The organism is Tumebacillus amylolyticus (genome assembly GCF_016722965.1).
GTDB lineage: Bacteria > Bacillota > Bacilli > Tumebacillales > Tumebacillaceae > Tumebacillus > Tumebacillus amylolyticus.
The window spans coordinates 300,083-323,461 of sequence record NZ_JAEQNB010000003.1; the positions used below are offsets into that span (position 1 = coordinate 300,083).

Below are 23,379 nucleotides of genomic sequence, written 5' to 3' on the forward strand. Positions count from 1 at the left end.
TCACGATTCATCAATTGGATGCAATCCATTTGTGCATACGGACAGATGAGGGCAATATTTGCATTCCGATGAAGGTTTGGCACTCAAAATCAAGTGCCGATCACCCTCAAGACCTATACGTAGTTCGTAGCCACCTTGCTTATAAGCATTTAATTGACGCATTGGTTTTAAGAAATGGAATTGCTTTCGGATTCTCGAGTATTCCCTATCTTCAAACCTATCACTTCCTGATTCCACAACACCATCCCTAATTTTGTCCGCATAGGTCTGAATATCCCGCAGTTTAATATCGGTCCAAAGCGGAAACAGTTTATGAATTTGATCAAAAGCCTCGTCGTCATCACGATCTGTAAGTTCGTGATACAACATAAACATTGCTGCCATCAAAAACTGGTGGTGGAACTCGCTCTGGTAGGTAGGGAACGGCTTTGCAAGATAACTGTAAAAAAATCTTCGAGGACAAAGTTCATGCTCTGCAACGGCATCTATTGGATACCCTTCCATATAATTGTATGCAATTTCAAATTCTTCTTGCAAAGGCATCTCAATCTTAGATTGCGTTGACTCAATGCTCCTCGCTTCCTCACTTACCGGCAATCCTAGCACTTTTACATATACAGATTCTTCGAGGTCTTTTCCACCCCAATCACGCATCCAAGAAAGTGAAACAGGTTCTTGCGAAAAGGCTAGTACATGATAAAACAAATACCTTGCAAATTCAGATGAATACTTATCTCGGTACAGCATCATACGTATTTCAGGAATTTCAGTAAGTTTTTCAAGCAGGGGTCGAGTTAAAGGCCAAGGTAGAACAAACTGGTTTTTAGGCAATGCTTCTTCACTCAATCCACAAACATGAATTCTTTTGTTCTGCAGGAACGACACTCCATCGAGATCATCAAATGAACGAATCATTCGATCTCTCTCTCCCTCATCACTGAATACGTTGCTTAGATATAATGAAATCGCTACTGCTAAGTCTTGCACCCGATATTTTTCTTTCTCGTCACGAGGGCTAGCAAGTTCTTCTCTTAGCCGTTCCAATGCCGCTCTCTCACTCTCTAGCAACGCCTCATCAGATAAGCCACTCTGTAACAAACGTTCGAGTTTAACAAAATGCTCTGACAACGATGTTCGAGCATTTTTCTGACCAAACAATTCAAGAGCTTGCTCCCACAACTTACGAACAAGCAAGATAACCACTTTTAGATTATCTTCTTGTACCTTCATAAATGAAAATCGCAAGAGTGGATCTCCCATCATTTCATGGAACCGCTGACTTGATGTCTCTGAAGAGGGAACCGGTTGCCATACCATACTAAGATTTTTCTTCATGTCAATGAGCTCCTCGAGTAATTCAGCCCACTCACAATACGTACGACATCCTTGGAAATAGGGAAGCAGATCACGCAAGTCCGTTAGGTATTGTCTTCCGTTATGATCCCCTTCGCGCAACCACCCAGATGCAAAACATTCGAATAAACTTTGCTCATCCAAGATCAACTCTTGCCTAATCTCATTCCACATTCGGTGAAGATGCAGTAAATACTGACCGATCGGGTAGGCGAGAAAATGACGTTCTTTAAAATACTCTGGGTAATATTCCATGATTCGGTCGTTTAATGGTTCATGTTCTGGAGAATAGTACTCAACACTTCCATCACGGCCATTTGGATACTCAGTATATTCATCAAGTAGGCTATGAAAGTTTGCATGTGGTTTAAGTGTAACTTCGTATCCCGAATGACTAGTATCTTGGAGCCTATCGGATTCATAAAGATTAGCGAACATTTCCCCCATTGAAATCTCGGGTCCGTCAAAAATCGGAAGATGGCTCCAGTCCTCGTACGGAACCCACGCTTCAATGAATGTGCGAACGGGGGCAAACGTCTTTTTATACCGTTCATCATAAAGGTTCAAAAAGACCAATTCAATTCCAGCATTCTCAAACAGCTTAAATATTCTGTGCTGTAAGGGGGTGATAAAGTAAAAGCCATGAAGAATGATTTGGTCAATTCGGTCTGGGAGTTGGTCCTTCTGATGTTGGCTTAAGTCATCACATTTACAAAGAGCTTCCTTGAGAGTAGTTTGTAATATCTCTGGATTGTGAAGTCGGGTTCCAAGGTCATGGCGAATACGCCTGAACCAATAACCATTTTGATCCATCCATTTCCATAATTCCACAAAAAATCTCTCGTCCTCTGTTTGCACCGTGACCTCGATCCGGTTTACATCTATACCAATCTCAGTCAGTACCCGCATGGTTTCTAAAACTTGAAGTTGATTACGGCGAAACGCCCGAAACCTCATTTGTACCTTTGGGTCTCTAACACCCTCCTCCAGTTCTAACAGGCGCTCCGAAAGTTGAGCGAACTGAAGTAGCTTTGTTCTTGGCTTTGACCAATCACCTAAAAACTGGCGCAAAAACATCCCGGTACCAACCATGACACCAGTGAAATAGCGTCTCTCACATTGATAAAAGGAGTGAACCCCTTTGCGAAGACTGTTAGTCGCGCAAATATGAACGACATCACGATAAGGGTCCAGCATATCGGATTCGAGTTCAAAAGGATTTGCATAAGCAATCATTTTTGTAGCCATTACACATCTCCCCCTTCCCCGAGAGTCAACAAATACGACCAAGTTTCTTTTGACAATTTTTTGCGACGGATCTGAATTACAACGAGACGATTGATGCAACGGGTCAAGGCCACATATAACAATCTAGTTTCCTCGTTATACAATTCAGTCTGCTCCTCATCGCTTAGATCATTATGCAAATGATTTCGATAAACTGGTGATTTGCTGCTTCTATTTAACTTCCAACCCACTTCTACTTCCTTGTTTTTTCTAAAAAGAATTTCATTGTTCGGTCTCCAAAACCGACGGTCTGTGAAAGGAATTATCACAGTATCAAACTCTAAACCCTTTGATTTATGCACGGTTCGAATCTCAAGTCGTTGCGCACCATCTTCAGTTTTCGTCAAAACTGGCTCATCCTCATCTCGATTCGTAGCGATATTAATTTCGAGCCATTTAAAAATGGAATATGGTGTTAGAAAATCGCTACTAAATCGTTGATGGAGCAATTCGAGCAAATGATTCAAATTCTTTTGATACTGCATGCTAAGGAGACGAGCCTCTCTCTCACAAATGTCCAGATCGGAATTGAAATCCCTCAGCCGTTCCAATTGTTGCTGGTAATAAACTTCAATTGGTTTTGCGGTGTCGATAATTTTACGGATGACGGACAACACTGGCATGAAGGCAAGCATTTCAACATGATCAGTCCATTCTGGATAAGGCAAGTTCTCATTTAACAGGTGCAGGACAGATTGCGAATTTCCGTGAAACTTTGCCAGAGCAGTCCAGGCAATCGGCTTGTGGCAATATGGTGTGTTTCGTAAGCTCAGCTGCCAAACAGGGTCATTTATAAATAACAGGGAACCCAGTAGAACTTTAAAATCCCGAACAGCTTCTGTAGCGAAAAATCCTCCACCCACAACTAGGTGCGCGTTGATGCCTGCCTCATCGCACCACTCCTTTATTAAGTGAGCTTCCTGATTTGTACGGGTTAGAATCGTTATGTCCCCGGATTGCCTATCACGTTCCGATCTAATGTGCGCTATTACCCGCTCTATAAACTTATTTGCGGTTCGCCAAAGATAAACTCGATCAATGACCAGTTCCCCCTGTCCCTTATTATTCATACCAATCAAACGATCAGCTTCAGAATAAACAAGGTGTTCCTGATCACCCCAAGATTTGAAAAATAGGTTTAACTGTTCCAGAACAGCCTGATGTGTTCGATAATTTTTCTTCAGTGGTAGCGTTCGAAGTAACTCTCCTATTTCATGCAATCGATCTTCTAATGTCTGAAATGCAGTTTCATCGGCTCCACGGAACCGATAAATACTTTGCTTAATGTCCCCTACAACAAACAAAATAGACTTAAATGCCTGTTGTAGTACTACAGCCAATCTAATCTGAGTCTCATCCGTATCTTGAAACTCATCAATAAATAGATATTTAATTTTATTACTCAAGTTCTCGAACGACACATTTTCACGAGAGATTAAATCGATTTGACGAGTTAGATCATTCAAGGAAATCGCATTTTCATCACGCTTTATCTTCTGAAACTGCTCTTCACCAACCGAGAACAGGTCTCTAAACAATTGATTGAAATTTCTCGAAGAGCTGTCAGCCTCGCCCCATTCTAATGCGCTAACATCCTCGCCCACGAAACCTTTCTTCTCCATCTCCTCCCAAAATGAAGCGATTTGTTCAACAAGTTCGTACATCCGATAACCGCTCAACTTAGAGGCAATAGAATTGTTCTCAACCTCATTCGTCCAATACTCATCGAGAAACCTCTCGATTAACGCTCTCCTTTCCAAAATAAAAGATCGAATCTGTACTTCCTGACCAAACCCAAGAACAGCCCCCATTTCTTTCAAGAGCTTTTTTGCGAACGAGGAAATCGTGGAGATTTGCATCCTTCCGGCCTGTTCCATTCCACGAAGGTATATCAACTTACCTGTTAATTTGTAACGAGTATGAAAAACATTCCGCAATTTATGGAACATGTGCTGTGCTGCATCTTTTGTAAACGTCAGCAAGACAATTTGATCAAGAGCAACATTCGTGGTGTGTAGCAAAAACAAGATCCGTTGCATCATAACTGTTGTTTTTCCAGTACCTGCGCCCGCCATGACCGCCAGATGTTTGTCAGCAGGACTGTGTTCAACCAAGTACTGTTCCAGATTAAAATCCGGGAAATTGTAAGCGAGCTCTATCAGACGCTCTTTGTCATCCTCCGTCATGATTCCGTCGATAATCGTTATAGACTCGCTTGAATTAAGTGGCGTTTCAAATTCATATTGAAAAAGTAGTTCCCCTTCGTACAAATCCGTTGCAGTTGACCACGAATGCCCAGATACACTCGAAAGGATATAGACCTTGATTCCCTTTCGCAGGAGTTCCACTATTTCAGCTTCTGACAAAATCCCGTGAGAATTTCCAACAGTATATATAAGTAAAGAATGCCTTGGTGATTCGGTAGTAATTAATGCAGTAGTCATGACTTCTCCTGCCTTTGATTTTTATTCCATCCAAAAACATATTTCGACATCACAACTATTTCCCCCTCCAATTCGACTTAAATGATCTCTTTGCTAAATCATTCAACAAAAAAAAGACCGCCATAGGAATGGCAGTCTCTACGTGAATATATCTATATTCTCTAATCAATAACAAACACGTTCACATCCTGCCGTCCGAACTGGATCGCAGCGGTGTAGCTGTCCTTGAAGAGGTCCACGCGGGCTGCCTTGATATCGCCTCCCGTGTCCCCTGCGATGCCGTAGCCGTAGCCTGGGATGTACAGATGCGACCCGAGTGGGATCTGGGCCGGGTCGACTGCGACGAGACCTTCACGCACTTGCAATCCGATGGAGGAAAGAGCCCCACTGTGGGTGTAGGCGGTGGCAACAGCGCCCTTTTTATCGAAGAAAGGCAAGTTGCCACGCGAAACCGGGATGAGGTTCGTGCCCTTAGGATGCGGAACCAGCGAGCGGGACAGGAAAGCCACGACTTCTTCGCGAGTCGCGGTGTCTTGCGGTTTGATCTCGTTGGCACTTCTGCCGGACAACATGCCTTGCTGGATCGCGTACGCCAGCGGTTTCACAGCCCATGAGCTGATGGTCCCCCGGTCCGCAAAATTGTTGATCGCAGAACTGTAAGCCGCGTAGCTCAGATGGCGTGCGGTTTCAGAATCGCGACCGAGTGCGTTGACGGCCATTTTGACCATTTCTTCGCGTGTGAGGTGATCGGAAGGTTGGAACAGTCCAGTTCCCTTCCCACTCGTGACGCCCAGCCGATAGGATGCTTCCGCGTAAGGCGTGAACCATTCTCCCCGCGGGACGTCGCGAAACGTGCCTTCATAACTATCCGCCGATGGGGCGGGAATTCCCTTGGCCTTCAACAACATCGTGGCAAATTCAGCGCGGGTGATCTGTTGGGTCGGCCGGAAGTAGCCGTTCCCGTCACCCCCGATAATTCCACGGTTGTAGAGGTCGAGAATTTGAGACTTAGCAAATGAGTTCTGGATGTCGCGGAACGGAAAGGATGTGGCCGCTCCGGCTTCGGTTGCAAATGCCGTCAGCATGGTTATTGTGGTGGCTGCTGACAGGCAGAGTTGTACGAACTTTCTCATTACATTCCTCCTAAATCAGTTCCCCATGCACTCTAAAGGATACGGGAACTTGTCCCTTTTTACGAGGGCCGTTCGTTTGTGTATAATGGTAACGAACCCACATACTGAAAGGCAGGGAATACATATGAAAAAAGCGATCATCGAACTGGAAAAAGGCGGCACCATGGAATTTGAGATGTTCAACGAACACGCTCCGGGCACTGTAGAGAACTTCGAGAAGTTGGCAAACGACGGCTTCTACAACGGCCTCTCCTTCCACCGCGTCATCCCGGGCTTCGTCGCTCAAGGCGGCTGCCCGCAAGGCACCGGAACCGGCGGCCCGGGCTACACCATCAAGTGCGAAGTGAAGAACAACCCGCACCAACACAAAAAAGGCGCTCTCTCCATGGCTCACGCTGGTCGTGATACCGGTGGTTCGCAGTTCTTCATCGTGCATGATCGTCAGTCGACCGCTCATCTGGATGGAAACCATACGGTGTTTGGTCAGATCCTGGTTGGTGAGGAACTCATTGATGGGATTAAGCAAGGGGATAAGATGAAGAGTGTGAAGGTTGTAGACGAGGCGTAATTTGCCATAGAAATGGACCGAGTCAAGACAGACTCGGTCTTTTTATTTTTATTGGAAAGATCTTTTCATTGTGTATTTTTGCTATTAGAAGTCACAAAGCGACTAGTATGAAAAAAGGATTTTTGGTTAGACTGATTCGGTGGGAAATGAACGTGACAGAGAGGAGGTTTATATATGACAGATGCAGTACTACATATTCTAAAACTTAGGCTGATACTCGCACAACTTCTTCGTTTCCCTTTCCGAGAGAAAGTTTGTTACCTTTTAATAAAAAATGATAAGAAATCCCAAATTCACAACAGTAATACCCAATGTCACATCCCGAAATATTTGCTTAATAATGGCAAGGTCAATATTCCATTACTTCAAAAGAGTGGTGGATCACTTGGGCAATTTGAACTAGAAAAAGATAGAGCAGTAAACTCAGGGAATGGAACCCACGGAGGAAGTTATTGGAAATTAAAACAAAAAGGGAAAAAAGGCTATTGGACCCTAGGAAAAGATGGTACAGTTCTAAGAAGAAAGAAATAATCGTTTCAATTGGTTTTATAATTATTTACAGGGGGTTATTATTTTGTTCTCCAAAAATATAGATTTTTTTCTCGAATCAGCATCAGACACCGAACTTAACTCATTACTTGCCTTGTACGGAAGAGTAGACATAGAAGAAATTGAAAGACCAACTATTTTCAGCGTCGGAATTCTTGATCAATATCCAAGTCAGCTCTCGGAAGAAGAAGCTGCACGTTTATTAAATTTCGAAATTAACTCCTCTAGATTTAGAATGACAGAAAAAAAATATTTGTCCTTTTTCAAAGCTGCACTAGATGATAATGACCACTTTCCTATTTATGCCTACTCTCCGAAACTTTCAAAAATAAACGGACCTGAGTTGCAGTTAATACTTTCATCTTTAGATAGAAAAAATATGATTAATTTAAGGAAGTTGGTTTGCTCATGGAAGCAAGAAAACCAACCAGAGGTCTTCAGAATTACAAATTACGACCAAATACTTTTACTGATCCAATTGTCCACCCGAGAGCTTTGTTTTTCAAATTTCTTCTTTATTAAATCTAAATCTGTGATTGTAGGAAATTATGACCTGAGTTTCCCAATCTATTGTTTAGATGAAAAAATGCTAGATACCTATTCGATGTTAGCTAGAAATAAAGGTTTATTTATACGTAGACAGTCTAAATAGTAAAAACACCCATCTATCCGATGGGTGTTTTTACTGTTTCAATGAACACTAAAATATTCATACTTATTACCAAGAAATTGCAATTCATTTCTAAGGCGATCTCTCAAACCAGTTGAGGAGCCAGATGTAAAATTTTTATTGAAAATCTCTTTAATCGACAAAACTACCGATGCCTTTGAAGCTCGCCCCCAGTAGTTTCCTCCTGAGATATTCTGCACTCGTTTTACTGGAGTGCTAGTTTCCTTAAAATTAGAATGATTATTAGTTGGTACCGTTACAAACGAGTAAGTGAATTTTTTTACCTGATGGATCGAGAACCCTTCCGTCCCAACATTAATATTATTTTTAAACCCTTTTGAGGCATAAATCATGTCCCACAGCATTGGGATCTGGGAGTTGTCGTTCCAATTAGTCTTGCATTGAATAATGCCTATTTCACATTCAGACAAGTGTTTTTCAAGCAAACTATTGATAACCTTGTTATAGTTATACTTTTTCTTACTCTTCCCCGTAATGGTTGGAACTAGTTGCCCTTCAACATCCAATACATTAATTAAATCCTTATCTATAGAATATTCTTGTCGATCCGGGAACGTTATTGCAATCAAATCAGATTCGGTATTTGAAGGGAAATTACTATAAGTCACAGTAATAGCATCACTCACTGGTTTTGGAAGCCATTTTTTTGAGTGCTTGACGACAACTGTCCTACTTCCTATCAAACAGAGGTTCAGATACCAGCATACTAATGCCTCCCATGCTGTTCCTCCGCCGGAGACATCTGATTGTGTTCTTCCTTTTTTTCCTGTCAATTCAAAGATACTACTTAGAGAGTCCCCTAATCCTAAAACTTTTGTTTCGTTTAAAGGAGTTATGTTCTTCAAAATCGCCTTTTCCCAAATCGGCCAGCACTTCTTCACCGTTTTAAGCTTTAGAAGATCTCTTATTACAGACTCCCTAAGAAATTCACAGATATTTTGTGACATATCTTCCACCCCAACTTACTATTTTTCGATACCAAGCATTCCTATTTTACTATTCTTGTCAAAAAAAAGAAAGCTTAGCACTGGGGTGCTAAGCTTTCTTTAGTTAGATCAACTGCCCTTTTTATTTCCAATGCAAAAGCTCTTGCTAGCAAAGGAGGTACTGCATTCCCCACCTGAGTATATTGCGGAACTTCCAATTTCCTTCGATCTCCTCCTGTTGTTCTCTTGCCCTCAAAAACAAAACTATCATCAAACGATTGCAGCCTCGCCATCTCTCTTACAGAAAGAATACGATCCTCAAAGGAACTAATAAAGTCATCAGGGAGTGTTACCATTGTAGGAGATTGATTATTGCGTTCCAATCGAGTCCTACTATTTTTCTTCGTAAGCAATACTTGAAGCATTTCTTGTGTCACTTTCCCTGTTTTGAAAGAGTCATACACAAACTTGAAATCGTACTTGCTTTCTAGCTTTTTAGCACACTCTTTTAATAAGTTAGGATAATTTCTCAGGTCTATGCCCTCTGCAAGAACGCGCTTTGCGACCTGCGCAGCGGACTCCCCTTCACGGAAAAGGGAGAATCGCTCCCTTACAACCGCAGTGTGTCGGGACAACTCATGGTTGTGAATGAGGCCTTGATTTGGTACTGATTCACCATCCACAGTTAAGGTTCTTCCCTTCCTAGATTCGTTCTGATACTCAGAGAACCCAATTGCCTCACACTGCTTTCCAAACACTAGGTCACCAATAGCCTCCTCCACTGATACCTTTTGGTCATTATCAGGCGTAGTCGGATCAGGGTACCTTGGGACTACTAACCTCTCTCCCTCACGGTTACGGTATGCAATAAAAATTACTCTTCGTCTTCGTTGAGGTACCCCATAATTAGAAGCATCTAGGAGCTGTGGAGGGAGTGTAACATAGTCAATACTATGAAACTCATCTCTAAGAATATCTGGAACTAACGAATTATCTGGGTATTGCCTCTCGGTAACTCCTACAAAGTTATCAAGCGTAGTATCTAAAAAACCTTCAACGTTTTCCATCACTACATACTTAGGCTGAATGTCATTAATCAACCTAACATACTCCTTGAACAATTGATTACGTGGGTCATTTTTGTCTCTCCTACCTGCACGACTAAACCCCTGACAAGGTGGTCCACCAAAGACCGCATCAATTTCGGGAAATTCTTGTCCCTTAAACATTTGAAGACCTCGAATGGCTTTCTCCACTTTGTCTATAGTCAGTTCCCTAATGTCCGCTCGCTCAAAATGCGTGTTCACACCGTCGATAAGGCCGAGTTGTTTATGTCTTTCCGTATAGGTTTTTTTCACATCTTCATTGATATCACTAGAAAAAACGATATGAAATCCTGCTTGGAGGATCCCTTCACTCATCCCTCCTGCACCACAAAATAAATCGATTGCTAACGGCTTCATGTCTGACACCTCTTGTTTTTGATTCGAACGTACTTTCGGTTACTGCCTATTATCCTAGAAAACCATCGATTTGTCCAGGCCTAAATCATAGCATTTTATGACACCCAATAATTCTGATATATAACCTGTTCTTTCGATCAAATAAAGGCAATTCTAGTTATTGAACTCCTAGCAAAAACAGCAAAAAGCCGAACCAGATTGGCTCAGCTTTTTTAGTAACAGCATTTCTATGAATTGGTATGACGCCACCAACTAATTTGCGCTATTTAAAGCACCACCCCGCGCCTCTCCTTCCTCCGCCCCAACCACATCTCATTCATCGCCCTCAACGCATTCCTACAATCATTTCCCTCATCATACAACCTCGACAACTCAAACATCGTCTCCTCATACTCCGCCTGACAATCCGTCAACTTAAAGCAATCCGCCGCCTGCGTCAAATACTTCACTGCAACCGCCTGCTGATTCCTCACCTTCGCGATCCCGGCCAGCGTCCTCGAAACCCACGCTTGATACAAATGCACCGTCGGCAGCAGAACTTTCGCCCCCTGACACGCCTCCTCAGCCAAATCGAGCTTCCCATCCAACAGATAAGTCCTCCCCAGCTCCGTCAGCGCGATCCCTGCGTCTTCCTCTCGCTTCATACCCCGGAACTCCGCTACAGCTCCACGAAGCGCCTCTACCGCCTTGTCATACTTCCCCTTCTCCCTCTGCAGAACGGCGAGACGTACTTCAAGCACCAACTTCTCCCCACGGTCATTGATCCGCTCATAACACCACGTCGCCCGCTGTGCAAAGTCTGTCGCCTGCTCATACTCCCCCGCCTCATGCGAAGTCTGCGCGAGCTTCATGTACAGCGACCCCAACCCCTGCAAATCCTCCCGCTCATTAAAAATCGGCACAGCCAATTGCAGAGTCACCACCGATTGCTTCGTCTGCCCAGCTTTCAACTGCACCTCACCCAACGTCAGCAACAACGAGCATTGCAGATGAACATCCTTCACCTCATACATCCGCAACTGATCCAATGCCTTAGACAGATAATGCTCCGCGATCTGATACCGCCGTCTCTTCAACTCAATCTGCCCGAGCATGTACATCACCCGTACAGCCATGATCGGGCTGCCACTGTTCGAATTCGCGTAGTCCAGCAGTTGCTCAAACTGCTCCTCTGCTTCCTTCAACATGTTCAACTGCAAGAGACAGAACCCGTAATCATATCGGATCATAAAAAAATCGAGCTTCCCGTTGTTTCGCTCGATGACATTTTTAAGCATAGGCAGTGCAACCGAGTACTCTCCGGAGGACAAAATCCCCTTCGCCAGCCGGTACTCGCTGATGAGTACTAAGTTCAACTCCAAGTTCCCGATCAGCTCATCCACCGGAATCTCCAACTTCTCAGCCAACTTCCCAAGAATATGATAGGAAGGTCTCGCTTTATCCCCCTCTACCTGTGAAAGCATAGACGGCGTACAAATGCCCTCCGCAAGTTGAGTCTGCGTCAGCCCTTTCTTCATCCGTAATAGTCGTAAACGTTGCCCGAATGTTTCCATGTGATCACTCCTATTATTTATCTCTTGTAATCACAATAAAGCAACAGGTCATAAAATTGATTTCTATTCGTTTACAAATTGTTGCCATGTTTGTATTGAACCAACAATCACTAATAGTACTACAAGTACCACTTCCGCCCCTCAACAAAATAAAGCTCCTCGCAAATGACTTTTGCGAGGAGCTATTTCGAATCAACAGCTTTCTACTTGCCTACTGATAGAACACAATACTCAACGGCTCAGGCGGTCTCCAATCAGCCGTTTTGTTTGTGTAGCCAATCGTGCACAGAAGTCCCGCTACTGCCACAAGCAGCAGGCCCGCAGTGATTTTTTTCTTCATCAGAACCCCTCCTCATCAAGAAACTCACTTTTTGTATTTGAGTAAATTCGAACTTTTTCATAGTACCGAATCGCTGAATCAGCATCACCTTTCAGATAATAATATTCCATGAGGCACTTGCAAGCCCAGTGACGAACTTGATAACTCATATCCTTATTGTTTGCCACAGACTCAGCGATAGAAGGTTCATCAGCGGCAACGGAATACATAATTTTGAGTCTTCCCGAGAAGTCAGGGAAGTCTTTCGCAAGTGTTTCGTACTCCTTTACGATCTCAACGACCTTTTGATAGTCACGCTTTTTCATCAGAGCTTTGACGTAATCTTTTACTACATGGATCAGGATATCGTCGTACTCCCGTATACCATCGATCGCGGAACGTAACACCTCTGAGGACTTATCATAGTTCCCTAAGAGATACTCGATATACGCTACATTAATGAGTGCTGTGCCAATCTGCTTTTCATTATCAGTTTTCTGGAAGAATTCAAGAGCACGATATGCATGTGCTTTTGCAAGGTCCAGATTTCCGCGTTCCTCTTGCATCTTCATACGAGCACTTTGAGCCAGCCCTAATGCCTCTGGATGATCAGCGAATACACCTTCCACGAGAGACAGCATGTCCTCAATGCCTGTATACTCTTTTCGAATGATATGAGTAATCATCAGGTTCGCAGTAACAAGGTGAAGGAGGTGGCTATCACCATAATCCGTTTGTAACGTCTTCGCGTAGTCCAATGCTCGTAACCAGGTTCGATGGGCCTCTTCGTAATTCATTTGCAGATACTGGACACGTCCTAAATTATTTAGACTGTACGCACGTTCAGTAGCCCCGAAAGCAACCCCCATAAGCTCTGTTGCAAGTTTATTGGCTCTTGCTAGTGTGGTTTTGGTTCTTCGTTTCCCGTTTAGTAAAACTTGCAAATCTTGCTCCTGCTTCACCGTATCCTTCTGCTTCAACCGCTCAACTGTAACCCCTAACCCATGCGCGATCCTTTCCAACATCGCAGGAGAAATCGGCCTCTCCCCCGTGGTCATTAGTCGCAGATATTCGCGACTGATCCCCAGACGAGAAGCAAAGCCCCGAATGGTAAAAGCATCGCCTTTCTCGTTCATAAGTTCTAGAATCCGTCGAACCAGAGGAATCCGGTTCAGATCGGTATCTAGTATATGCTCAACAGTAGACATCGAAATTGACCTCCGACGAGTCTTATAAAAACCATAAATAAACTTTGAATAATCACAACTCCATAATTATAATCATTCCCACCCAATTTGCATATATAATTCAGACGACAAGTACAATAGACTGATACTTTTATTTATATAGTTAAAATAATTATACTCCCGTGTAATCCAAGACCCATTCTCAGAAACACTTCAACAAAAAAGCCGGCCCCCTCATCCGAGGAGACCAGCTTTTCATTCCAAAAATACAATCCAACCTACCTACCCCTACACCCCGCCGCCCTTCAACCCCGACGGCCCCGCAGGCACAGCCTCGACAGACCCGACCTTCTTCTTCCTCCCTCCCGCAGTACCCACCAGTAGAGACCCAACTACTGGCACCTTACTAATAACCATCGTCGCCACCAACGACAGCCCCACACACCCAACTACCGCCACGGCGACCTTCCCTACCGGAAACACTCCCGGCATCCACTTGTTCACCTGATAATACAACTTGTCCAAGAAGAACACGTGCATCAAATAAGTCCCATACGAATACTTCCCAAGCAGATTCGAAACCTTCGTAGCCCAATTCTCCCGCACGCTCATCCGCATCGCCACCTGATACAGCAACACGAACGCCGACAGCGTGAACAAAATCATCGAAGCCTTAAACGAATGCGAGACCCCGAGGTCCATCGTGCCGCCCTGAATCCCCTTCGACAGCTCCAACGTCACCCACCCAAGCGTCAGGCCAAACACATACAGGTTCCATCTCTGCATCCTCGCCACCCAAGCCCGCCACTTGCCAATCGACATCGCAGCGACCCCGCCGAGCACGAAGTACAGATACCAAACCACAAACGTCCGATCCAAATGATGCAGCACGCCGCGAATCCCGAACACATCCGATTTCCACTGCCCGCTGTGCCCGATCACCCACTCCGTCCCCCAGATAAACACGCCAACCAACACGACGAGGAACGAAATGAGCACTCTCTCCCGACTCATCACCGGCTGCAACTTCTGAAACGCCCGGCGAAACACCGGATACAGCAGATAAAACTGGAAGATCATCGCCACAAACCACAGATGATACGCCCCCGAGCCTGTCAAAAACACGCTCGGAAACTCCCGCCACGTATGCGCCGCATGATCTGCGCCCCAGAAATAGTAGTAATACACCGTAAACGCCAGATAAGGCACAATCACTTCGCGCACCCGCTTGACCAGGTACGACCCGACCTTCAACTCTTCGTAGTAGTTATAAAAAATCACAAGTCCCGTCATAAACACAAACAGCGGCACGGCAAACTTCACCAAGTTGAACAGCACACCCAACCCCATCAGATCGGACGCCTGCACACCCTCGCTGCGAGAAAACATCCCAATCGCATGCTGCACGACCACCCCGATGAACGCAAGGGCGCGCAGATGCGGAATTTCATGCAACCTCAATTTCTTGTTCATATCCACTCTCCACGACATTTTTCTGCAAAAATTGACCCCTCTAGTGTAGTCGCAATCCCCCCGCGCTTCAATCCCCCATGAAAAAACGCCCCGACCCGCAAAGGGCCGAGACGTTTCCACGTCACACTTTGAATTTCTTGATCATGCCGTCCAAGAGCTCCGCCATCTCGGCAAGGGACGACGACGAAGCGGTGATCTCCTGCATCGAAGCGAGTTGCTGTTCACTCGACACCGAGACGCTCTGCGTCGCTTCGGCCGTTTGTTCCGTCACGACCTTGATCGTGTCAACTGAATGCAACACTTGGTCCGCGCCGGCCGACATCTGTTGCACGGCGGCGGAGACCTCTTGGATTTGCGTGGACACTTCGGCCACCACGCCTTTGATCTTCTCGAACGAAGTCCCGGCGTCATGGACGACTTGAATCCCGACCGTCACTTCCTCAGTTCCTTGTTTCATCGCGTCGACCGCTTTCTGAATCTCGTTCTGGATGCTGTGGATGTACTCCGCGATCCGGTGCGCGGAGTGGGTGGACTGCTCCGCCAATTTGCGAACTTCATCTGCAACCACCGCAAACCCGCGCCCATGCTCCCCCGCCCGCGCCGCTTCGATGGCGGCATTGAGGGCGAGCAGATTCGTTTGCGAGGAGAGGCCTTCGATGGTGGCGACGATCTGGCCGATATTTTTCGCTTGCTCGCTCAAGTTCTGAATGTTCTCCGCCGAGATGCTCACGCCGGCCGAGATGGAGTGCATCTGTTGGATCGCTTTCTGAATCGAGTCCGTGCCTTCCTGCGCAACGGCAGACGCTTGGATGGAGATCGAGGTGACCCCTTGCGAGCTCGCCGCGATTTGTTGGATGCCGAGCGTCAATTCGCGGACCGTTTGGTCCGTTTCCTCGATGCTTCGGACTTGCTTGTCGGTGCCGTCTGCGAGTTCTTGCATGATGACGGCCGAATGCTCGGCGGCATGCGCAGATTGTTGCGCGGAGGCATAGAGCTGTTCGGCAGACGACGCCACCTGCACGGCGGCTCCTTCGACTTCTCCGATCAGACCGCGCAGAGTTCTCGTCATCACGTTGATGGAGGCCGCCAGATCGCCGATCTCGTCACGGTTTTTGAGTTGGATCTCCTCCGCCGTCAAATCGCCCAACGCAATGTGATCGATCCGCTTCGAGACAACCCGAATCGGCTTCACGATGATGCGCGCCAGAACCGAACCGATCACAACCAGCAACACCAACGTCACGATGCACAGCGTCGCCGTAATTACGATGTTCTGATGAATCAACGGCGCCACATCCCCGCCGGCTTCCGCAGTGCTGGCAATCTGCAGAAATCCTTCCGTGGACCCAACGCCAATGACCACAATCAAAAAGGCCACAATGAAATAACCGGCTAGCAACTTTCTTCGTATTGTAAATTTCATCGTTCCCTACCCCTTCAACACCATTTTTGTACCATATCATCACTATATCACGTCTTCATGAACTGTAGATTAACGAAAAAAAGAGAGGGAGCTCTCCGCCCCCTCTCTTCCCTATCCGCGCGCAACCTTGCCCAGATACCACGTATAATGAAACACTTTGTACGCATTCTTGGGCGTGGAGATGAAATACTTGAGGTACAACTTGCGCTCGTTGTACACGCCGACTTCCACCGGCTTTCGGCTCCCGATGCCCAACCGAGAGTTGAAGTTCACGAACCGCCACGTGCTCTCGTTGTCGCTGCTCTCCCCTTCGAGGAGCCGCCCGGTCTCGACGTCTTCGATCTCCTCGAACACGCACCGTACCGTCAACTTGCCGTCGCCGTCGTCCAGACAGAACTCCAACGGCTCGTTGTCATACACCATGACACTCCCGCTGTCCAACACCGAATAATTCCCGACCTTCAATTCCACTTGACCCAGCATGCGCAAACGCCCCCTATCAATCTATCCTTCGAATTGGTAGAGTATATGCAAACGAAATCACAGCTAGTACGGGAGATGATCCATTTGAAAAAAGCCCTGATCGCGGGAGCCACCGGACTCGTGGGAAGTCAACTCCTCCATGAACTCCTGCAACATCCCGAGTACGAGCGCGTCACCGTTCTGGTACGCCGCCCGCTCACGTTGCAACACCCGAAACTTCACCAGATCACCGTGAACTTCGACGACCTCGCCACCTCGGCCGCTGACATCCAAGAAGCCCACCACATCTACTGCTGCCTCGGCACCACGATCAAACAAGCCGGGTCGCAGGACGCCTTTCGCAAGGTCGATTACAGCTACCCGCTGGAACTCGCGAAACTCGCCACGCAAAACGAACATGCCGAAAAATTCCTGATCATCACCGCGATGGGCTCCAACCCCCGCTCGAAAGTCTTCTACAACCGCGTCAAGGGCGAAGTCGAACGCGACCTCCAAGCCTTGCACCTGCCCTCTCTGCACATCTTCCGCCCCTCGCTCCTCCTCGGCGACCGACCGGAGTTTCGTTTGGGAGAGCGCATCGGCACCGTATTCGCCAAAGCTCTAACATTCGCCACTCCGAAAAAATACCGCGCCATCCAAGGCCGCACCGTCGCCCGCGCCATGCTTCGTATCGCGCTGGAAGCCCCCTCACAGGGCACGCGCGTCTACGAATCCGACCAACTCCAAACCCTTGGACGTTAGAAAAAAAAGCCGCCCACGCGCCCGCGCGTGTTCGGCTTCTTTTTTTAAGCACCGGCTTTGACTGCTTCTTCTGCGACGACAACTTTCTTCTTGCGCTTGCCGGTCGTCCCGACGATCAACGACCCGAGGAACGGAATCTTGGAGATCGCCATCGTCACCAGAACTGCCAGCACCGTAGTCACGATCATCGCAACCACCGCTTTCCAAGCGTGGGTGAGCACCGGCAGCGGCTTCACCCATTTGTACACCACATCGAGCAGGAACGCATGGGCGAGGAACGTGCCGTACGAATACTTGCCGATCAGATCGGAGAGTTTCGTCAGCAGGTTGCGTTTCGCACTCAAGCGCATCGCGATCTGATACAGCAACACAAAGCTTGAGAGCGTGAACAGAATCATCGATGCTTTGAACGAATTCGAGATCCCGATCCACAGCGCCACGTCATGCGGCGGCTTGGCGTTCGGCACGATCCCGCTCGCCAACTGGTAGGTCACCCACCCAAGCGTCACGGCGAACACCGCATAGTTCCAGCTTTGCAGTTTCTCCATCCAAGCCCGCCACTTCGTGATCGACATCGCCGCGACACCGCCGATTACAAAGTACAAGTACCAAACGGGGAACGTACGATCCACATAATTCAACATCCCCCGCAAGCCGAAGATGTTCGAATGCCACTCTCCGCTGTGCGAGACGATGAACTGCGTGCAGACGATGAACACGCCCGTCAACACGAGCAGGAACGGAATCACGATCCGCTCCGACTTCATCACGGACTTCAACCACTTGAACAGCAGACGAAACAGCGGATACAGCAGGTAGAACTGGAAGATCATCGCCACGAACCACAGATGATAGTAGCCCGAGCCGGTCAACAAAATGCTCGGAAACTCCCGCCACGAATGCCCCGCCGCGTCGTACGCCCAGTACATATAGTAGAAAACCGACCAGATCAAGTACGGCACGATGATCTCCCGCACTCGTTTGTACAGGTACGAACCCAACTTCAGCTCTTCATAATAGTTATAAAAAATCACAAGTCCCGTAATAAACACAAACATCGGCACCGCAAATTTCACCAAGTTGAACAGCACCGACAGCACCACCAAGTCGGACAAATTGACCCCCGCCGTGCGTGTGAACATGCCGATCGCATGTTGTGTCACGACCGCGAGAAACGCAACCGACCGCAGATGCCCGATTTCATTGAGCCTGACTTTTTTCTCCATAAGTTCCTCCTGCCACAAAGCATGTACGCGTCTTCATCCTATCTGTTTTTTCGACAAGCTTCAATAGGAGTAACCTCTGGCAGTTTCGGGAAAAATACTTCTGGTCTCATTTCTAGGACAAGGGAGTTCTCCGCCATGAAGGTTTCAGGCCGTCGTATCCAAGCGTATCTCAACCCTTACACCGTCAACCAGATTCACCCGCGCAATCCTTGGATTCCGGCTTGGTGGTCGGCTGCGTTTCCCGGCTTCGGTCATATCATGCTCTGCCGCTATTTCAAAGGGGTCCTCTTGGTCATCTGGGAGCTGTTCATCAACGTCCACGCACATCTCAACGAAGCCATCGTGTTCTCGTTCACCGGACAATTTCAAATGGCGAAGCAAGTTTTGGACAACACGTGGTTTCTCCTCTACGGTCCGGTGTATCTCTACGCAATCTGGGACAGCTACCGTTCGACGATGGAGATCAACACCCAGTTCCTGCTGGCACGCCATGAAAAAGCCCCCATCCGCAAATTCGCCATCGATTCATTGGAGATCAACTTCCTGAACAAGCTCAATCCGAAACTCGCCGCCTTCTGGTCCGCTCTGATGCCCGGCACCGGCCACTTGTATTGCTACCGGCTGTCCACAGGATTTTTCGCGTTGTTCTCGTGGATCGCAGTCGTCTACCAATCGCATCTCTTACCCTCGGTCTTGTACACGTTTCACGGAGACTTTGAACAAGCCCGTACCGTGTTGAACCCCGCATGGGGACTGTTTTTTCCCTCGCTCTATGCCTTTAGCATCTATGATTCCTACCTGACTGCGACAGAATATAACAAGCTCTATGAAATGGAGTTGACCTCCTACTTGCAGAACAACTACCAATCCCCTGATTTCGAATGGATCTGGTGAGCCCATGTTCCTATTCGCCACGTTCGAATTGATGGAGTCGTTGGAATTTGCCTTGTATGAGTTGCAAAAATTAGGTCTGACCGAAACCGACCTGTTCGCCGTGCCCTTGGACAAACGAGCCGAAGAGAGCCGCCTGTTCGACTCCCTGCACCGTTCCGACGGCATCTCCACATTTGACGGCACGGCGATGTGCAGCGCCATTTTCATGGTGCTCGGGACGATCTACGGGTACATTCTGAACTGGGGCCCGATCCTCTGGGCGTTGATCGGGATCTTCGGGGGCGGGGTCTTGGGTTTTCTGATCGACTTTTTCATCACCCGTCCCAAGCGTGAACGCAACCGCCACGGCGCGATCTCCACAGAAGTCGTGCTTCTCGTGAAGTGCCCGCAAGAACTGGAAGACAAAGTCCGCCAAACCCTCTGGAAACACCATGCCCTCGGCCTCGCCAAAGTCGACCGCCCATCTTAGAAAAAAGAGCCTGTGACGCGAGACGCCAGGCTCTTTTTTGTGCTACTCTAAGTCTATCTCACGAAAATCGGAGGAGTCATCATGACCCAACAAGTACGTCTCGCCCTCTTGCAGATGGACATCGCGTTCGGACAGCCGGAAGTCAACCGCGCCAAAGTCCGCGAATTGATCGCTGAAGCTGCTGCCGGCGGTGCCGATCTGGTCGTTCTGCCGGAGTTGTGGAACACCGGCTATTCCCTCACCAACATCGCCGAGATCGCCGACCATGACGGGCAAGAAACGATCGCCCTGATGAGCGAACTATCTCGCCTCCACAACTTGAACATCCACGCCGGGTCTGTCGCCAACCTCGTGGACGGCAAAGTCTACAACTCGACGTTCGTGTTCAACTCTCAAGGCGAAGTCGTCGGACGATACTCCAAAATGCATCTCTTCCGCCTCATGGACGAGGAGAAATACCTCGAATCGGGCAACGAGATCGGGCTGTTCGAACTCGACGGCGTCCCCGTCGGGACGATGATCTGCTACGACCTGCGCTTCCCGGAGTTGACTCGCTCGCTGTCCCTTGGAGGCGCCCAGATCGTGTTCCTGCCCGCCGAGTGGCCGCATCCGCGCTTGAACCACTGGCGTCACCTGCAAATCGCACGGGCGATCGAGAACCAGATGTTCATGGTCTCCGCCAATCGCGTCGGCGTGGCCGGAGAGACGGCGTTCTTCGGCCACTCGATGGTCGTCGACCCGTGGGGAGAAATTCTCGTCGAAGGCGATGAATCGGAGCAAATCCTCTACGCGACCGTCGATCTCGGCATCGTGCCGGAAATTCGCAGCCGCATCCCGATCTTCGAAGACCGCCGACCGGATTTGTATACCAAAAAATAGACGCTTGTACCTGTCGAGAAACCGTCTTGCCGCATCTCTTAGAGTGTGGGAGTTTTCAAAATCCACTCTCATGAAAGGGGTTGTGTCTACATGTACGGTACTTTCGGCGGTTACACCCGTTGGGCAGTGGTCTTCCTGATCATCTTCGTCCTGTTCATCCTGCTCGTTCCTTCCCACTACTAATTCGGTGTGAGGAGACAGCAAAAAAAGCCTTCCGTCTCCTGTGGCGGAAGGCTTTTTTTGTGTGAGCTCGTTGCGTCCTGGTTTGTTTTCTCTCTACAGGAGATTATGCCATTCCTTGTTCGCTGCGACGAAGGAGTAGCATTCCGGGCAGAGTTGACCTGCCGTGTCGATGTAGTTCTTGCGTTCATACGACGGTGTTTCTTCCGTTACGTCGGTTTCCGCATGACAAAGCGCGCAACACTCGGTTTTCATAGCCATGGTCTCAATCCCCTCCTATTTCTCTGTTGGTACTGATTATACGCAAGGGTACTTTGCTTTACAAGCGAAATTTTCTAAACATTTTGTGAATATAAACATACATGACCAAGATTCTCCAAGGACGCACTCCGGTGCTTGCACACGCTCGAAAGATAGCATCTGCTTCAGCGTACGTCCTTATACAAAAAAAAGACCGCGTCGGTGAGGACGCGGCATCAAGGGAAAGAAAAGGGGTTTGGGTGAAACTACCAAAAGCAAAGGTCCTGACTGGCACTGCTTTATGTGACCGCCGGGTTTCAGGGAGGCTCGGCGGATTCACAGTGGGGTGTTGGTTTCCTTGTTTTCATAGTACTCCGCAATTGTGGCACAATTAAGGAAAACCATCGGCAATTGTGTAAAAAAAGAGATCTGACACAGATGTGTCAAATCTCTTGGATTACTTCTTCGGCCGTATTGAGCCCTTGGGCGATGCAGTCCGGGATGCCGAGTCCGTAGAACCCCGAACCTGCGAAGTAGATCCCGGGCAGTTCCTTGCGCGACTCTTCGACGAAGGTCTTCACGCGGTCGAGATGACCCACGGTGTACTGGGGCATCGCTTTGCGCCAGCGGGTGATGCGGGAGAACAGCGGCTCTGCCTCGACCTTCATCGTGTCGAACAGGTCCTTGCGAACTTTCTCGATGATGTCGGAGTCGGACTTGTCGACGATCTGTTCATCGCCCGCCCGTCCAACGTAGAAGCGCATCAGGGTCTTGCCTTTGTCGGCGGTGTGCGGCCATTTGTTCGAAGTCAGCGTGCAAGCTGTGATCGTGCGGCCCTCCTTGCGCGGGACGACGAATCCGGAGCTGCCTTCGAGTTGCTCGTCGATGGCGTTCTTGCCAAACGCAAGCACGACGTTGGCGACGGAGACGTACGGCAATTGCAGGAGGTACGCTTTCTGAGCGAAGTGCTCAGGCAACAAGCGGGCACAGTCGTATGTCGGGGCCGTCATGACGACAGCGTCTGCACGGAGAGTCTCGCCGGTTTCCAGATGCACGGCATACGCAGAACCCTCGCCGGCGTTTTTCTCGACTTTCGTGACGGCGGTGCCGGTGCGAAGGGTCACGCCGTTTTTTTCGAGAACGTATTCCAAGCGTTCGATCAGGCGGTAGAGCCCCGTGCGGAACGAGAGGAACATGGAGTTCGGAATGGGACGCGCGCCAAGCTCGGGCTGTGGCGGCGTTTTTTGCTGCGCTTTGGCTTCTTGGGCTTGAGCGAGCATACCTTTGATCAGGGAGCCGTACTTCTGCTCCAAGCCTTCCAAGTGCGGGAACGTCGAACGCAAACTCAAGTTGCGCAGGTCCCCCGCGTAGATGCCCGCCAGAAGCGGTTCTGCGAGGTAGTCCACAACTTCCTTGCCCAAGCGGCGTTCAAGGAACAGTCCGATCGACTGGTCTCCTTTTACCTCCGCTTTGGGTTTGAACAGGTCCATCCCGGCCCGAATCTTGCCCGCCCACGTCAGCAAGCCGGTGGTGGCAAACGGTACGAACTGGGTCGGAACGCCCACGTTCATGCCCGCCGGGATGCGGTGAAGTTTCTTGCGGTGCAGGATGTAGGTTTTGCGAGACGCCGGGTTCTGCCCGACGAGTTCGTCGTCGATGCCCAATTCCCGAATCAAATTGACCGCCGCGACTTTGCGGGCGAGAAATGAATCCGGACCCCGCTCGATCGTGAACCCGTCAATTTGCTCGGTCTGCACTTTGCCGCCCAATTTGTCGTCCGATTCGAGCAGTGTGACGGTGACCGACTTGCCTGCTGCGCGGGCTTTGGTCTCGACGTAATAAGCCGTGGCGAGGCCGGTGATGCCCCCGCCGACGACGATGACGTGTTTGGATTCCAT

The 23,379-nt window shown here is 48.3% G+C and carries 21 protein-coding genes; 7 read left to right on the plus strand and 14 right to left on the minus strand.

The genetic code is table 11. The annotated features are described in order from the left end of the window. The 3 genes from JJB07_RS11475 to JJB07_RS11485 all read right to left on the minus strand — a co-directional run bounded on the left by JJB07_RS11475 (nucleotide 1) and on the right by JJB07_RS11485 (nucleotide 6,217). Nucleotides 1–2,601, minus strand: coding sequence for a PD-(D/E)XK nuclease family protein (locus tag JJB07_RS11475; RefSeq protein ID WP_201635101.1), 2,601 nt, complete (start codon nucleotides 2,599–2,601; stop codon nucleotides 1–3). Continuing rightward, nucleotides 2,601–5,084, minus strand: coding sequence for a UvrD-helicase domain-containing protein (locus JJB07_RS11480; RefSeq protein ID WP_201635103.1), 2,484 nt, complete (start codon nucleotides 5,082–5,084; stop codon nucleotides 2,601–2,603). The genes JJB07_RS11475 and JJB07_RS11480 overlap by 1 nt, the downstream gene beginning before the upstream one ends. 161 nt (nucleotides 5,085–5,245) lie before the next feature. Further along, nucleotides 5,246–6,217, minus strand: coding sequence for an S-layer homology domain-containing protein (locus JJB07_RS11485; protein WP_201635105.1), 972 nt, complete (start codon nucleotides 6,215–6,217; stop codon nucleotides 5,246–5,248). 124 nt (nucleotides 6,218–6,341) lie between these two features. Between JJB07_RS11485 and JJB07_RS11490 the strand changes: the two genes are divergently transcribed. From JJB07_RS11490 to JJB07_RS11500, 3 genes are all read left to right on the plus strand, one after another. Next, entirely contained in the window at nucleotides 6,342–6,785 is a 444-nt protein-coding gene (locus JJB07_RS11490) for a peptidylprolyl isomerase (RefSeq protein ID WP_201635107.1), read from the plus strand. Nucleotides 6,786–6,959: 174 nt separating this feature from the next. After that, nucleotides 6,960–7,316, plus strand: a complete 357-nt coding sequence (locus tag JJB07_RS11495) for a hypothetical protein (RefSeq protein WP_201635109.1) — start codon at nucleotides 6,960–6,962, stop codon at nucleotides 7,314–7,316. Between the two features lie 43 nt (nucleotides 7,317–7,359). After that, nucleotides 7,360–7,986, plus strand: coding sequence for a hypothetical protein (locus JJB07_RS11500; protein WP_201635111.1), 627 nt, complete (start codon nucleotides 7,360–7,362; stop codon nucleotides 7,984–7,986). 38 nt (nucleotides 7,987–8,024) lie between these two features. Here the strand turns inward: JJB07_RS11500 and JJB07_RS11505 are convergent, their stop codons facing one another. From JJB07_RS11505 to JJB07_RS11535, 8 genes are all read right to left on the minus strand, one after another. Next, complete coding sequence (locus tag JJB07_RS11505; RefSeq protein ID WP_201635113.1) at nucleotides 8,025–8,972, minus strand: hypothetical protein; 948 nt, start codon at nucleotides 8,970–8,972, stop codon at nucleotides 8,025–8,027. 74 nt (nucleotides 8,973–9,046) lie between these two features. Further along, nucleotides 9,047–10,414, minus strand: a complete 1,368-nt coding sequence (locus JJB07_RS11510; protein ID WP_201635115.1) for a DNA cytosine methyltransferase — start codon at nucleotides 10,412–10,414, stop codon at nucleotides 9,047–9,049. 266 nt (nucleotides 10,415–10,680) lie between these two features. Further along, nucleotides 10,681–11,967: a helix-turn-helix domain-containing protein gene (locus tag JJB07_RS11515; protein ID WP_201635117.1), complete on the minus strand. Its 1,287-nt coding sequence runs from the start codon at nucleotides 11,965–11,967 to the stop codon at nucleotides 10,681–10,683. A 211-nt stretch (nucleotides 11,968–12,178) separates the two neighbouring features. Next, nucleotides 12,179–12,307, minus strand: coding sequence for a hypothetical protein (locus JJB07_RS24225; RefSeq protein ID WP_283809106.1), 129 nt, complete (start codon nucleotides 12,305–12,307; stop codon nucleotides 12,179–12,181). After that, nucleotides 12,307–13,494, minus strand: coding sequence for a helix-turn-helix transcriptional regulator (locus JJB07_RS11520; RefSeq protein ID WP_201635119.1), 1,188 nt, complete (start codon nucleotides 13,492–13,494; stop codon nucleotides 12,307–12,309). Before JJB07_RS11520 ends, JJB07_RS24225 begins: the two co-directional genes overlap by 1 nt. A 267-nt stretch (nucleotides 13,495–13,761) precedes the next feature. Beyond that, nucleotides 13,762–14,946 carry an acyltransferase gene (locus tag JJB07_RS11525; RefSeq protein ID WP_201635122.1) on the minus strand — a complete coding sequence of 395 codons (1,185 nt, stop codon included), beginning with the start codon at nucleotides 14,944–14,946 and terminating at the stop codon, nucleotides 13,762–13,764. A 121-nt stretch (nucleotides 14,947–15,067) separates the two neighbouring features. Continuing rightward, nucleotides 15,068–16,369, minus strand: coding sequence for a methyl-accepting chemotaxis protein (locus tag JJB07_RS11530; RefSeq protein ID WP_201635123.1), 1,302 nt, complete (start codon nucleotides 16,367–16,369; stop codon nucleotides 15,068–15,070). Nucleotides 16,370–16,480: 111 nt separating this feature from the next. Beyond that, nucleotides 16,481–16,852: a DUF6864 domain-containing function gene (locus JJB07_RS11535; protein ID WP_201635125.1), complete on the minus strand. Its 372-nt coding sequence runs from the start codon at nucleotides 16,850–16,852 to the stop codon at nucleotides 16,481–16,483. A gap of 75 nt (nucleotides 16,853–16,927) precedes the next feature. Here JJB07_RS11535 and JJB07_RS11540 point away from each other — a divergent pair, with 75 nt between their 5' ends. Then, on the plus strand, nucleotides 16,928–17,593 hold the full coding sequence (locus JJB07_RS11540; RefSeq protein WP_201635127.1) for an oxidoreductase: 666 nt from the start codon (nucleotides 16,928–16,930) through the stop codon (nucleotides 17,591–17,593). Nucleotides 17,594–17,637: 44 nt separating this feature from the next. On the opposite strand, the gene JJB07_RS11545 is transcribed toward JJB07_RS11540, so the two are convergent. Then, nucleotides 17,638–18,819 (minus strand): acyltransferase, encoded by a 1,182-nt coding sequence (locus JJB07_RS11545; RefSeq protein WP_201635129.1) that lies wholly within the window; start codon nucleotides 18,817–18,819, stop codon nucleotides 17,638–17,640. A 135-nt stretch (nucleotides 18,820–18,954) separates the two neighbouring features. Here JJB07_RS11545 and JJB07_RS11550 point away from each other — a divergent pair, with 135 nt between their 5' ends. From JJB07_RS11550 to JJB07_RS11560, 3 genes are all read left to right on the plus strand, one after another. Then, the gene (locus tag JJB07_RS11550; RefSeq protein ID WP_201635131.1) at nucleotides 18,955–19,713 is read left to right on the plus strand and encodes a hypothetical protein; all 759 of its coding nucleotides are present in this window, start codon (nucleotides 18,955–18,957) and stop codon (nucleotides 19,711–19,713) included. 4 nt (nucleotides 19,714–19,717) lie between these two features. Continuing rightward, a complete protein-coding gene (locus JJB07_RS11555; protein ID WP_201635133.1) occupies nucleotides 19,718–20,182 on the plus strand; it encodes a hypothetical protein in 465 nt (154 codons plus the stop codon). 81 nt (nucleotides 20,183–20,263) lie between these two features. Further along, nucleotides 20,264–21,061 carry a carbon-nitrogen family hydrolase gene (locus JJB07_RS11560; RefSeq protein WP_201635135.1) on the plus strand — a complete coding sequence of 266 codons (798 nt, stop codon included), beginning with the start codon at nucleotides 20,264–20,266 and terminating at the stop codon, nucleotides 21,059–21,061. Between the two features lie 276 nt (nucleotides 21,062–21,337). On the opposite strand, the gene JJB07_RS11565 is transcribed toward JJB07_RS11560, so the two are convergent. Together JJB07_RS11565 and hemG are read right to left on the minus strand one after the other, a co-directional pair. Further along, nucleotides 21,338–21,502, minus strand: coding sequence for a hypothetical protein (locus JJB07_RS11565; RefSeq protein ID WP_201635137.1), 165 nt, complete (start codon nucleotides 21,500–21,502; stop codon nucleotides 21,338–21,340). 422 nt (nucleotides 21,503–21,924) lie between these two features. Next, a complete protein-coding gene (gene hemG, locus JJB07_RS11570) occupies nucleotides 21,925–23,379 on the minus strand; it encodes a protoporphyrinogen oxidase (protein ID WP_201635139.1) in 1,455 nt (484 codons plus the stop codon).

Coding starts and splice junctions, on each gene's coding strand:
- JJB07_RS11475 (WP_201635101.1), bottom strand. CDS start 2,601: ATGGCTACAAAAATGATTGCTTATGCAAATCCTTTTGAACTCGAATCC.
- JJB07_RS11480 (WP_201635103.1), bottom strand. CDS start 5,084: ATGACTACTGCATTAATTACTACCGAATCACCAAGGCATTCTTTACTT.
- JJB07_RS11485 (WP_201635105.1), bottom strand. CDS start 6,217: ATGAGAAAGTTCGTACAACTCTGCCTGTCAGCAGCCACCACAATAACC.
- JJB07_RS11490 (WP_201635107.1), top strand. CDS start 6,342: ATGAAAAAAGCGATCATCGAACTGGAAAAAGGCGGCACCATGGAATTT.
- JJB07_RS11495 (WP_201635109.1), top strand. CDS start 6,960: ATGACAGATGCAGTACTACATATTCTAAAACTTAGGCTGATACTCGCA.
- JJB07_RS11505 (WP_201635113.1), bottom strand. CDS start 8,972: ATGTCACAAAATATCTGTGAATTTCTTAGGGAGTCTGTAATAAGAGAT.
- JJB07_RS11510 (WP_201635115.1), bottom strand. CDS start 10,414: ATGAAGCCGTTAGCAATCGATTTATTTTGTGGTGCAGGAGGGATGAGT.
- JJB07_RS11515 (WP_201635117.1), bottom strand. CDS start 11,967: ATGGAAACATTCGGGCAACGTTTACGACTATTACGGATGAAGAAAGGG.
- JJB07_RS24225 (WP_283809106.1), bottom strand. CDS start 12,307: ATGAAGAAAAAAATCACTGCGGGCCTGCTGCTTGTGGCAGTAGCGGGA.
- JJB07_RS11520 (WP_201635119.1), bottom strand. CDS start 13,494: ATGTCTACTGTTGAGCATATACTAGATACCGATCTGAACCGGATTCCT.
- JJB07_RS11525 (WP_201635122.1), bottom strand. CDS start 14,946: ATGAACAAGAAATTGAGGTTGCATGAAATTCCGCATCTGCGCGCCCTT.
- JJB07_RS11530 (WP_201635123.1), bottom strand. CDS start 16,369: ATGAAATTTACAATACGAAGAAAGTTGCTAGCCGGTTATTTCATTGTG.
- JJB07_RS11535 (WP_201635125.1), bottom strand. CDS start 16,852: ATGCTGGGTCAAGTGGAATTGAAGGTCGGGAATTATTCGGTGTTGGAC.
- JJB07_RS11540 (WP_201635127.1), top strand. CDS start 16,928: ATGATCCATTTGAAAAAAGCCCTGATCGCGGGAGCCACCGGACTCGTG.
- JJB07_RS11545 (WP_201635129.1), bottom strand. CDS start 18,819: ATGGAGAAAAAAGTCAGGCTCAATGAAATCGGGCATCTGCGGTCGGTT.
- JJB07_RS11550 (WP_201635131.1), top strand. CDS start 18,955: ATGAAGGTTTCAGGCCGTCGTATCCAAGCGTATCTCAACCCTTACACC.
- JJB07_RS11555 (WP_201635133.1), top strand. CDS start 19,718: ATGTTCCTATTCGCCACGTTCGAATTGATGGAGTCGTTGGAATTTGCC.
- JJB07_RS11560 (WP_201635135.1), top strand. CDS start 20,264: ATGACCCAACAAGTACGTCTCGCCCTCTTGCAGATGGACATCGCGTTC.
- JJB07_RS11565 (WP_201635137.1), bottom strand. CDS start 21,502: ATGGCTATGAAAACCGAGTGTTGCGCGCTTTGTCATGCGGAAACCGAC.
- hemG (WP_201635139.1), bottom strand. CDS start 23,379: ATGGAATCCAAACACGTCATCGTCGTCGGCGGGGGCATCACCGGCCTC.